The organism is Streptomyces sp. SID5785, from assembly GCF_009870065.1.
GTDB lineage: Bacteria > Actinomycetota > Actinomycetes > Streptomycetales > Streptomycetaceae > Streptomyces.
Map to the genome: position 1 here is coordinate 1 of NZ_WWIA01000238.1, position 10418 is coordinate 10418.

Sequence of the window (10418 nt, forward strand, 5' to 3'; positions counted from 1 at the left end):
GGCGGCCGGGGGCGCGTCGTCGGCGGGCCGCGCCGTAAGGCAGTGTTGAGGGGCGGGTGCCCGGCTTCGGCCGGATGCCCGCCCCGCTTCGTTTTCGTAGGTACGTGTAGGTACGTGTAGGTACGAGGTGACAGTGCAGTGACTCGGTACGGCTCTTTCCCCGGTTCGCGGCCCCGGCGGCTGCGCACGAATCCCACCATGCGGCGGATGGTCGCCGAGACGCGGCTGCACCCGGCCGATCTGATCCTGCCCGCGTTCGTGCGCGAGGGGATCGACGCCCCGGTCGAGATCGGGTCCATGCCCGGCGTGTACCAGCACACCCGTGACTCGCTGAAGAAGGCGGCGGCCGAGGCCGTCGAGGCGGGCGTCTCCGGGATCATGCTGTTCGGTGTGCCGCTGGACGAGAAGAAGGACGGCGCCGGCACGGACGGCACCGACCCCGACGGGATCCTCCAGGTGGCGCTGCGCGACGTGCGGGCCGAGGTCGGCGACGACCTGCTCGTCATGTCGGACCTGTGCCTCGACGAGTTCACCGACCACGGCCACTGCGGCGTCCTCGACGAGCACGGCCGGGTCGACAACGACGCGACGCTGGAGCGGTACGCGGAGATGGCGCAGGTCCAGGCCGACGCGGGCGCCCATGTGGTGGGTCCGAGCGGCATGATGGACGGCCAGATCGGCGTCGTCCGTGACGCCCTCGACCAGATCGGCCGCGACGACGTCGCGATCCTCGCCTACACGGCGAAGTACTCCTCCGCCTTCTACGGTCCCTTCCGCGAGGCCGTCGGGTCCTCGCTCCGGGGCGACCGCAAGACGTACCAGCAGGACCCGGCGAACGCGCGGGAGTCGCTGCGGGAGCTGGCGCTCGACCTCGAGGAGGGCGCCGACATGGTCATGGTCAAGCCGGCCGGACCGTACCTCGACATCCTGGCCAAGGTCGCCGAGGCCTCGGACGTGCCGGTCGCCGCGTACCAGATCAGCGGTGAGTACGCGATGATCGAGGCGGCGGCGCAGCGCGGCTGGATCGAGCGGGACCGGGCGATCATGGAGTCGCTGACCGGCATCAAGCGGGCCGGGGCGAGCATGATCCTCACGTACTGGGCGACCGAGGTGGCGCGGCAGTTGGGCTGATCCCCGAGGGGCCCGCGCGGCACAATCGCCGCATGACGACGATCTCCGCGCGCGCCCTCAACCGGTCGACCCTGGCACGGCAGTTGCTCCTGGAGCGCGCCGAGGTGTCGGCCGAGGACGCGGTACGGCGGGTTGTGGCGCTCCAGGCGCAGCAGCCCGCTTCGCCGTTCGTGGCGCTGTGGAACCGGGTGGCGGGCTTCGACCCGGCGGATCTGGACGCGCTGTTCTCCGCCTACCGGGTCGTGAAGTCCACGATGATGCGGATCACGCTGCACGCGGTGCACGTCGACGACTATCCGGCGCTGCGTGCGGCCGTGGAGCCGACGGTGCGGGGGGCGCGGCTGCGTGACCGCCGTTTCCGGGACTCGGGGCTGACGGAGGCGGACGCGGCGCGACTGCTGCCGGAGCTGCTGGCCCGCGCCGAACAGCCGTGCGGCGGGCCGGAGTTGAAGGAGTGGCTGCGGGAGGCGGCGGGTCTTCAGGAGGACGTGGCGCTGCCCGCCTGGCGGATGCTGCGCCAGTACGCGCCCCTGTGGCACGCGCCCTCGGAGCGGGCGCCGTGGGGGTTCGTGTCCGGCGGCGGGCAGGAGTTCGTCGCGGCGGGGGAGGGCAGCCGGCCCGGTCTGGAGGGGGACGACGCGGCGGCGGCCGGGATGCGGGCGCTGGTGCTGCGTTATCTGGCGGGCTTCGGCCCGGCGACGGTGTCGGACGTGGCGCAGTTCGCGCTGGTGCAGAAGGGGCGGGTCCGTGCGGCGATCCGCGAACTCGGCGCGGGCGTCGTGGAGTCGGGCCCGACGGAGGACGGCGCCGAGGTCCTGTACGACGTACCGGACGGCGTGGTCCCGGACGAGGACACGGCGGCCCCGCCGCGGCTGCTGCCGATGTGGGACAGCACCCTGCTCGCGTACGCCGACCGGGGCCGCGTCATCCCGCCCGCGTACCGCAAGCTCGTGACCCGGGTGAACGGGGACGTGCTGCCGACGGTCCTCGTCGACGGGTACGTGGCCGGGGTGTGGCGGGTCGCGCAGGACGGGGCGGGGATCGAGGTCGGCGCGTTCGACGCGCTGCCCGCGCCCGTGTGGGAGGCGCTGGAGGCCGAGGCGCGGGGCCTGCACGCGCTGCTCGCGGGCCGCGAGGTGTCCGCGTACCGGCGCTACGACCACTGGTGGGTCAAGGGCCTGCCGGTGACGCGGACGCGCGTGCTCTGACGGTCGCCGGGGTCACTGCTTGCCGGAGCCGACCGGGTCGACCATGACGCCCTGCTCGGCGTGCGAGCCGTCGGTGACGGGGAAGCTGAGGCTGATCGGGACGGACTTGGAGTGCGTCTCGTTGGGCGGCGTGACCACCATCGAGGTGATCTTCACGCCGGAGCCGCCCGTGTCGTTGCGCGGGGTGTGCAGGGTGAAGCGGGTGGTGTCGCCGCCCTGGAGGACGACGGAGGGTGCGCTGACCTCGCTGCGGCCGGCGCTGATGGTGTCGCCGTCGCTGGTCTTCAGGTCGACGCCCGGGAAGCCCTTGAGGGAGCAGGCGTCGCTGGTGTTCTTGAGGGCGACCAGGACGTCGCCCTCGCCCATGCCGTGGGTGGCGGTGATGGTGAGGTGGGCGGTGGTGCAGGGGCCGGTGTTGATCTGGCCGCCGCCGCTGCCCTTGTCGGAGCCCGCGTCGTCGCCGTTGCCGCTGTCGTCGGAGCCGCCCGCGGTGCCGCCCGAGCCGTCGTCGCCGCCCGCGGGCGCCGAGCTGTCGGCGGCGGGCGACGACGCGGAGGAGTCGGCGGAGCCGGAGGCGTCCGATCCGGCGGCGGCGTCGTCGTCACCCGACTGACAGGCGGTGAGCGACAGCCCCGCGAGGAGGGCGACGGCGGCGAGGGCCAGCTGCTGCTTCTTCTGCTTCTTCTGCTGCGGGACGCGCATCGGAACTTCCTTCGTCTCTGTGGGGGGAGGTGTCGGACGGCGGGCCCGTCGCAGCGGGCGTCGCTGATCATCAAGACACCTTCCCCGGGGCGATCCGTTCCGGGCGGTACGTGTCCCTGACAGAGCTGTTACACGGTGGGGGCCGGGGGCTGCCGGTCCCCGGGTGTCGTCGTCGCGGTCACGAACGCGGTCCACGCCGCGGGGCCGACGCGGAGGACGGGGCCGGTCGCGCCCCGCTTCGTGTCGCGGACCGGCACGACGCGGGCGAGGTTCGTGGCGACCTCGACACAGTCGCCGCCGTCGCCGTTGCTGTACGTGCTCTTGTGCCAGCGCGCGCCGCTCATGTCAGTCTCGTGGCTTGCCATTTCGGTAGTCCTCAGCCGCTTGCCGGATCAGGGCCAGGGACGCCTTCGGTGACAGTGCGACGGCCCTGAGCCGATCGTAAGCCTTGCGGTACTGCTTCACGAGCGCCGGATCGTCGATGGTGTCCGCGCTGTACGAGGACTCCGTGTAGACCAGGGGCGGCGCGTCGTCGAAGGTCATGATCTTGGCCGGCGCGAGCATCAGGGGATGTGCCCCCGCGTTCCACGGAACGATCTGTGGAGTGATGCGCTCACGCTCCGCCAACGCGGCGATGTGGTCCAGCTGTTCGGCCATCGCGGCGCCCGGCACGAGCGGCTGGCGCAGCAGGGACTCGTGCAGGATCGCCCAGTACTCCGGGGTGGAGTGGTCGCGCTCGAAGAGCTCGGCGCGGGCGAGCCGGGCGTTCACCTTCGTCTCGGAGTCCTGCCGGGGCTCCAGGGGGTGCGCGGTGCGGACGACCGCGTACGCGTAGGCCTGGGTCTGGAGCAGGCCCGGCAGCACGTTGGGCGTCCACTCCTCGATCGCCTCGGCGTGCTTCTCCGCCTCCAGGACCTTCTCGAAGTAGGCGGCGTGGCCGACGCGGCGGGCCCGGCGCACCTCCTCGCAGCGGCGGGCGAAGAAGCCGTCCGTGCGCAGCACCCGGTCCACGTGTTCGGCCAGGTCGCGGGGCATGCGGCGCTCGCCGCGCTCGATCTCGCTGAGGTGGCTCTGGCCGTAGAAGCTGCCCTCCACCAGTTGACTGAGGGTCAGCCCCGCGGCCTCGCGCTGCCAGCGCAGCTCCTTGCCGTAGAAGCTCGGCACGCTTGCCGAGCCGTCGATGTCCTTGCTTCGTGCCATGGCCCACCGTCCGTTTCCACCACTGCCCCGCCGGGGTTCCACGGTTCGCGTCCGGGAACCGAAAACCCTTCTACGGTAGGCGAGTTCGCGACACGCTGTGGGCCGTTCGTCACGGAACGCACTGAAGGGGTCGGCGGATGTCTGGACACAGCGGGTACGAGATGGAGGCCTGCGTCGAAGACCTGCGCGGGGCGCTGGCCTCGCACGGGATCACGCTTCCCTCGCTACGGGTCGACCTGCCGGCCTTCGCCGGGGACTACGTGCCGCCCATGGGGCTCGTCGCGCTCGGGAACTGCAACACCGGGACCGCGCGGCGGCTCGTCGACGCATTGGGCGGATGCGCGTGGTGGGAGGTCGAGCTGGCGGCCCGGGGCGAGACCGTGCGGGCGGTCCGGCGGGAGGTCGGGGCGCGCTACGGGCGCGAGGCCGAGCTCTGTGTCGCCGAGCTGCTGAACAACGTCGTGCGCCACGTGGGGGAGGGCACCGCGACCCGGGTACGGGCGCGGGCGGGCGGGGCGGCGCGGCGCGTGCGGGTGGAGGTGCTGGACCCGGCGTCCGGGGCATTGCCGGTGCCGGTCGCGGCGCGGGCGGACGACGAGTCGGGCCGGGGCCTCGCGCTGGTCGACGCGGTGGCTCTGGCCTGGGGGATCGAGGTGCGGGGGGAGGGGAAGGCGGTGTGGTTCGAGGTGGCGGTGGTGTGAGCGCCAGGAGGGGCCGGACTTGGCGCCCGGCCCCTCCGTGTGGGTCTGCCAAGTGGGTCAGGTGGCGTGGGCGTCCTGCGGGGACACGATGGTGGCGTGGGCGTCCTGCGGGGACACGATGGTGGCGTGGGCGTCCTGCGGGGCGGTGGACGCGTGATTGTCGGCCATCGCCGGGGCGGCGGCGCCGGCGGCGACGCCCGCGACCATCGCGGCGGTGACGAGGATCTTCTTGGCGCGAGTCATTCCAACTCCCTGAGGAAGAAGCGGTCTTCGTTCGTCCGTGACGGTAGTGACTGGGGGGGGCGATTGTTCGAGTGACTCGAACGGTTTCCGTCAATCATTGGCCGGAACGATGGGGGCCCTGGACGTGCCTCGGCCGCGGTGGCTCCCCCTCCGGGCCACCGCGGTCGATCCCCGTGTGAAGGAAAGTCAGGCCTTCTCGTCCGATATGTGAGTGTCCTGAGGCGACACGGTCTCGCCACCCGAGATGTGGGTGTCCTGAGGCTTGATGGCCCCGTCCTCGCCCCCGGAGATGTGGGTGTCCTGAGGCTTGATGGCCCCGTCTTCGCCCCCGGAGATGTGGGTGTCCTGAGGCTTGATCTTGTCGCTCATTTCTGGAACTCCTAGGTAAAAGGGAGATCGGGTGGCCCGCCCGGCAACTCCCCCGTGGATTGCCGGGCGGGCTCTTGGGCCGTACACGGTAGCTGCACGGCCGCCGCCAAGCCGTCTGCCCCCCGACGCGACGGTTTGGTCAGTACAGAGTGTCGGCTCGTGATAAACGAACGATGAACGCGTGCGGTGGGGCCTCAGGCGGCCAAGGGGGTCAAGAGCACACGAACCTCGGAGGCTTCAGGGGAGTCCAGACGCTCGTAGATGGCCAGCGCATCGCGCCAGCAGGCCTGGGCCCTGTCCGGTTGGCCCAACTGCATGAGAGCACGCCCCAAGACGGTGAGCACCGTTCCGCGCCGCCACTCGCCGCCGATGCCACGCAGAGCGATTGCTTGTTCGGCGTTCGCCGCAGCAAGAGTGGGGCAGTTTGTCGCGAGGTGCACTTCGGCGATCCGGTAGTGGGTGACTCCCGCCCACAACGGCTGTCGATTCTCTGTGAAGCCGGACAGTGCCGAGGTGAGTTCAACCAGAGCCTCGTCAAAGCGCTGAGCTGCGGCAAGAGCGAGCCCCAATGCGTATCGGCCGTTGGCAAGGCGAAGCGCGGAACCGAGGCGGCCATATATGTCGATGCCCTGTCGGACAAGGGCGATGGCGCTGGTGGTCTTCCCGAGTGCCAGGTGCACGCGCGAGAGGTTGCACAAGGCGCTTGCCTCCCCTGGAAGGTTCTTGTCCTCCCGGAAATTGTCCAAAGCCAGCCGGAGATGCGTCTCAGCGGCTTCGGGCTCACCTTGGTAGAAGGCGATCACACCGCGCTCATGAGGAGCATGGCACTTGGACCACGGGTCGTCATGGCTGATCAGCTCCATGGCGGCGCCGGCTTCGGTCACGGCCTCACTGAAGTGCCCGGCGAAGGCGTGCACCTGGGCAAGAGTCGTTCGTGCTTGAGCCTCGACCAGTTGGTCTCCTAGTTCGGCCGCAGATGCCTTCAGCGCCTGAGCGGACCGCTCATAGAGAAGAAAGTTGGCTCCTGACTCCGACAGATCCTTGGAAACCAGAAGGAGACTGGCGGCGCGTCGCAGCAGAGGTCGGCTGGTGGACTGCTGGACGCAGGTGAGAAGGCAACTCGCCTCCGCGAAAAGCCAGTCCAAGGCTGACTCCTGGGTCGTGAAGCGCAAGCCCAGGTGCTCCGTTGGCGCAAGGTGATCCACCAACCGATCCCCGGGACGCTCGATCGCGTACACCCCCGCCGCCGTCGCCAGATAGAAGTCCAGGAGGCGGGACAGCGCCGCCTCCCGCTCCTCCGGGGGGAGTTCGTCCCGCTCCGCGCACGCACGCGCGTAGAGACGGACGAGGTCGTGGTAGCGGTAGCGGCCCGGGGCCGCCGATTCCAGGAGGGACGTGTCGACGAGGGACTCCAGGAGGTCCTCGGTCTCGTCCTGGTCCAGGTTCAGGGCCGCGGCGGCCGCCGCCAGCGAGATGTCCGGGCCGTCGGCGAGGCCCAGGAGGCGGAAGGCGCGGGCCTGGGCCGGTTCCAGCTGGCCGTAGCCGAGTTCGAAGGTGGCCTTGACCGCGAGGTCGCCGGCCTGGAGCTCGTCGAGGCGGCGGCGCTCGTCCGCGAGCTTGGCGGCGAGCACCGAGACCGTCCAGGTGCGGCGTGCCGCCAGGCGCGAGGCCGCGATGCGGATGGCGAGGGGGAGGAAGCCGCAGGCGGCGACGACGTCCAGGGCCGCTTCCCGCTCCGAGGCGACGCGCTCCTCGCCGACGATGCGGGTGAAGAGGAGCAGCGCCTCCTCGGGGGACATCACGTCCAGGTCGACCAGGTGGGCGCCCGCCAGGTCGACCATGCGGACCCGGCCCGTGATGAGCGCCGCGCAGCCTTCCGTGCCCGGGAGGAGGGGCCTGACCTGGGCCGCGTCGCGCGCGTTGTCGAGGAGGACCAGCACGCGGCGGCCGTCCAGCGTCGAGCGGTACAGCGCCGCCCGTTCCTCCAGGGTGTCCGGGATCGCGGAGTCCGCCGTGCCGAGGGCGCGCAGGAACGAGCCGAGGACCGTCTCGGGTTCGGCCGCGCGGGAGCCCGCGCCCTGGAGGTCCACGTACAGCTGGCCGTCGGGGAACGCGGCGCGGGAGGCGTGGGCCACGTGCACGGCGAGGGTCGTCTTTCCCACGCCGCCGATGCCCGCCACCGCCGAGACCGCCATGACGGAGCCCGTGCCCGTCTCGGAGTGTGCCGAGGACAGGACGTCGCTGAGTTCGTCGACGAAGGAGGCGCGGCCCGTGAAGTCCGGGACCGTCGCGGGGAGCTGGGCCGGGCGGCGCGGCGTCGCGGCCGGTTCCGCGGGCGGGGCGGAGGGTTCGGCGAGGGCCGGGTCCGCGGTGAGGATGCGCTGCTGGAGTTCGGCCAGGCCGGGGCGCGGGTCGACGCCGAGCTCGTCGGCGAGCAGGCGGTGCGTGTCGGCGTAGACGGCGAGGGCCTCGGCCTGGCGCCCGGAGCGGTACAGGGCGAGCATCAGGAGTTCGCGCAGCCGCTCGCGCAGCGGGTGCGCGGCGGTGAGCGCGGTGAGTTCGGAGACGGCCTCCGCGTGGCAGCCCTGCTCGAGGTCCATGTCGAGGCGCGTCTCGAGCAGCTGGAGGCGCCATTCCTCGAGGCGGGCGCGCTGCGTCTCGGCGTACGGCCCCGGCACGTTCGCCAGCGGCTCGCCGTCCCACAGGCCGAGCGCCTTGTTGAGCAGGGCGCGGGCCCGGCAGAGGTCACCGGCGTGCCGGGCCTTCTCGGCGTCGGTCCACAGGGACTCGGCGGCGACGAGGTCGAGGGCGTCGCCGCCCACGGAGCGGATCGCGTAACCGCCGGACTCGCTGACGAGCACGTCGGGGTCGAGGACCTTGCGCAGCCGGGAGGCGTAGGTGCGCAGCGCGGCGAGGGCCTGCTGCGGGGGTTCGTCGCCCCAGACGGCGTCGATCAGCTCGCCGGAGGTGGCGGTGCGGCCCTCGCGCAGCAGCAGGGCGGCGAGCAGGGCCCGCTGCTGGGGGGAGCCGGTGGCCAGCGGGTCGCCGCCGCGCCAGGCCCGGACGGGGCCGAGCACGCTGAAGCGCAGCAGGCCGGGCGCGGTGGCCGGCTCGTGCTCGGGGGTGTCCCCGGGCGCGCCGGACCGCCGCTGCTCCGGCACCCGCGGTACACCGTCCATCGTCGCCGACCCCCTGCCGCCGCACAGCACCCGTCACGTCTGTCGTCCGCGCCGTCCAGTCGGCGCGCCGGTGGACGCCGCCGCGGACGACCCCGCCAGTTTGCCTTGTTCATGGCGGATACGTCAGCTGCGGGAGACGGTCATCACCGACATCTCACGGGTCCATGCCGTCATCCGCGCTAGCTGACGGATCGTCAGATCGGCGCTACCGTGAGCCCATGGAGACCCCGGAGAGCGCAAACAGCCAGAATGCCCCGATACCCGCCGACTTCCCGCTGATCATCTCCGTCGACGACCACACCGTGGAGCCGCCCACCGTCTGGTCCGACCGGCTCCCGAAGAAGTACGCCGACACCGGGCCGCGCATCGTGCGCGCGCCGCTGAAGGAGATGACCTTCCTGGGCGGCAAGTTCGCGCCGGTCATGGGCGGCCCCGGCGACGACGGGCCCATCGGCGACTGGTGGGTCTACGAGGACCTGCACCGGCCGCTGACCCGGCTCGACACCGCCGTCGGGTACGACCGGGACGAGATCAAGCTCGAGGTCATCACCTACGAGCAGATGCGGCCCGGGTCGTTCAGCGTGCCCGAGCGGCTCGCCGACATGGACGTCAACCACGTGCAGTCCGCGCTGTGTTTCCCGACCTTCCCGCGCTTCTGCGGGCAGACCTTCACCGAGGCGTCGGACCGTGAGCTCGGGCTGCTCGGGGTGCGGGCGTACAACGACTGGATGGTCGACGAGTGGTGCGGCCCCGAGGCGCAGGGGCGGCTGATCCCGCTCACGCTGGTACCGCTGTGGGACCCGGAGCTGGCGGCGGCCGAGGTGCGGCGCAACGCCGCGCGCGGTGTGCGGGCCGTCGCGTTCTCCGAGATCCCGCCGCACCTGGGGCTGCCGTCGATCCACGGCGACGCGTGGGATCCCTTCCTCGCCGCGTGCGACGAGACCGGGACGGTCGTCGCCATGCACATCGGCTCCAGCAGCAAGATGCCCTCCACCTCGCCGGACGCGCCGCCGGCCGTCGGGTCGACGATCACCTTCGCCAACTGCTGCTTCTCGATGGTCGACTGGCTGATGAGCGGCAAGTTCGAGCGCTTCCCGAACCTGCGGATCATGTACGCCGAGGGGCAGATCGGCTGGATCCCGTACATCCTGGAGCGCGCGGACGTGGTGTGGGAGGAGAACCGGGCGTGGGGCGGCGTCGCCGACAAGGTCAGGAAGCCGCCGAGCGAGTACTTCGCCGAGCATGTCTTCGGCTGCTTCTTCGACGACGCGTTCGGCCTGAAGAACCTCGACGCCATCGGTCTGGACAACGTCCTGTACGAGACCGACTACCCGCACTCGGACTCGACGTGGCCGAAGTCGAAGGAGGTCGGGGAGGCGCAGATGGGGCATCTGGAGGCGGGGGTCGTCGAGCGGATCGTGCGGGGCAATGCGATTGATCTGCTGGGGCTCAGTCCGGAGGGGCTCTGGGTGCCGTAGGGCTCCGCCGTTGTGGGGTGCGGTGTCGTCGCCGGGTGACGGGTGCGCCGTGGCTGCTCGCGCAGTTCCCCGCGCCCCTTTTCGGGGCTGGTGTGCGGCCCCCGTCCCTGGCCTGCGGGCGACCGTGAACGGTGGCCAGTTCAAGCCCCTCCGGCGATTGAGGAGCGGGGGCCGGGGCGGAGCCCCTGGGGGTGACGCCGTTGCGGG

10 protein-coding genes are annotated in these 10418 nt (G+C 71.7%); 4 read left to right on the forward strand and 6 right to left on the reverse strand.

Translation table 11 applies throughout. From position 1 onward, the window contains the following. The first annotated feature begins 138 nt into the window (after positions 1–138). Both hemB and GTW43_RS07075 read left to right on the forward strand, forming a co-directional pair. On the forward strand, positions 139–1131 hold the full coding sequence (gene hemB / locus GTW43_RS07070) for a porphobilinogen synthase (protein WP_161300762.1): 993 nt from the start codon (positions 139–141) through the stop codon (positions 1129–1131). Positions 1132–1163: 32 nt separating this feature from the next. Further along, entirely contained in the window at positions 1164–2339 is a 1176-nt protein-coding gene (locus GTW43_RS07075) for a winged helix DNA-binding domain-containing protein (RefSeq protein WP_161300763.1), read from the forward strand. 12 nt (positions 2340–2351) lie between these two features. Here the strand turns inward: GTW43_RS07075 and GTW43_RS07080 are convergent, their stop codons facing one another. The 3 genes from GTW43_RS07080 to GTW43_RS07090 all read right to left on the reverse strand — a co-directional run bounded on the left by GTW43_RS07080 (position 2352) and on the right by GTW43_RS07090 (position 4241). Continuing rightward, positions 2352–3041, reverse strand: coding sequence for a DUF4232 domain-containing protein (locus GTW43_RS07080; protein WP_161300764.1), 690 nt, complete (start codon positions 3039–3041; stop codon positions 2352–2354). 128 nt (positions 3042–3169) lie between these two features. Next, complete coding sequence (locus GTW43_RS07085; protein WP_161300765.1) at positions 3170–3406, reverse strand: DUF397 domain-containing protein; 237 nt, start codon at positions 3404–3406, stop codon at positions 3170–3172. Next, on the reverse strand, positions 3387–4241 hold the full coding sequence (locus GTW43_RS07090) for a helix-turn-helix transcriptional regulator (protein ID WP_161300766.1): 855 nt from the start codon (positions 4239–4241) through the stop codon (positions 3387–3389). The genes GTW43_RS07085 and GTW43_RS07090 overlap by 20 nt, the downstream gene beginning before the upstream one ends. Positions 4242–4378: 137 nt before the next feature. On the opposite strand from GTW43_RS07090, the gene GTW43_RS07095 reads away from it, so the two are divergent. Beyond that, a complete protein-coding gene (locus GTW43_RS07095; RefSeq protein WP_161300767.1) occupies positions 4379–4942 on the forward strand; it encodes an ATP-binding protein in 564 nt (187 codons plus the stop codon). 57 nt (positions 4943–4999) lie between these two features. Here the strand turns inward: GTW43_RS07095 and GTW43_RS07100 are convergent, their stop codons facing one another. The 3 genes from GTW43_RS07100 to GTW43_RS07110 form a co-directional block, all read right to left on the reverse strand. Then, positions 5000–5185 (reverse strand): hypothetical protein, encoded by a 186-nt coding sequence (locus GTW43_RS07100; protein ID WP_161300768.1) that lies wholly within the window; start codon positions 5183–5185, stop codon positions 5000–5002. A gap of 186 nt (positions 5186–5371) precedes the next feature. Continuing rightward, positions 5372–5554 carry a hypothetical protein gene (locus GTW43_RS07105; RefSeq protein WP_161300769.1) on the reverse strand — a complete coding sequence of 61 codons (183 nt, stop codon included), beginning with the start codon at positions 5552–5554 and terminating at the stop codon, positions 5372–5374. 194 nt (positions 5555–5748) lie between these two features. After that, on the reverse strand, positions 5749–8733 hold the full coding sequence (locus GTW43_RS07110) for a BTAD domain-containing putative transcriptional regulator (protein ID WP_161300770.1): 2985 nt from the start codon (positions 8731–8733) through the stop codon (positions 5749–5751). 218 nt (positions 8734–8951) lie between these two features. Between GTW43_RS07110 and GTW43_RS07115 the strand changes: the two genes are divergently transcribed. Beyond that, complete coding sequence (locus GTW43_RS07115; protein WP_161300771.1) at positions 8952–10211, forward strand: amidohydrolase family protein; 1260 nt, start codon at positions 8952–8954, stop codon at positions 10209–10211. Positions 10212–10418: the final 207 nt, after the last annotated feature.

What these genes read in the sequence shown, in the direction of transcription:
- GTW43_RS07115 (WP_161300771.1), top strand. Translation starts at nt 8,952, where the DNA reads ATGGAGACCCCGGAGAGCGCAAACAGCCAGAATGCCCCGATACCCGCC.
- GTW43_RS07085 (WP_161300765.1), bottom strand. Translation starts at nt 3,406, where the DNA reads ATGGCAAGCCACGAGACTGACATGAGCGGCGCGCGCTGGCACAAGAGC.
- GTW43_RS07110 (WP_161300770.1), bottom strand. Translation starts at nt 8,733, where the DNA reads ATGGACGGTGTACCGCGGGTGCCGGAGCAGCGGCGGTCCGGCGCGCCC.
- GTW43_RS07090 (WP_161300766.1), bottom strand. Translation starts at nt 4,241, where the DNA reads ATGGCACGAAGCAAGGACATCGACGGCTCGGCAAGCGTGCCGAGCTTC.
- GTW43_RS07105 (WP_161300769.1), bottom strand. Translation starts at nt 5,554, where the DNA reads ATGAGCGACAAGATCAAGCCTCAGGACACCCACATCTCCGGGGGCGAA.
- GTW43_RS07095 (WP_161300767.1), top strand. Translation starts at nt 4,379, where the DNA reads ATGTCTGGACACAGCGGGTACGAGATGGAGGCCTGCGTCGAAGACCTG.
- GTW43_RS07075 (WP_161300763.1), top strand. Translation starts at nt 1,164, where the DNA reads ATGACGACGATCTCCGCGCGCGCCCTCAACCGGTCGACCCTGGCACGG.
- GTW43_RS07080 (WP_161300764.1), bottom strand. Translation starts at nt 3,041, where the DNA reads ATGCGCGTCCCGCAGCAGAAGAAGCAGAAGAAGCAGCAGCTGGCCCTC.
- GTW43_RS07100 (WP_161300768.1), bottom strand. Translation starts at nt 5,185, where the DNA reads ATGACTCGCGCCAAGAAGATCCTCGTCACCGCCGCGATGGTCGCGGGC.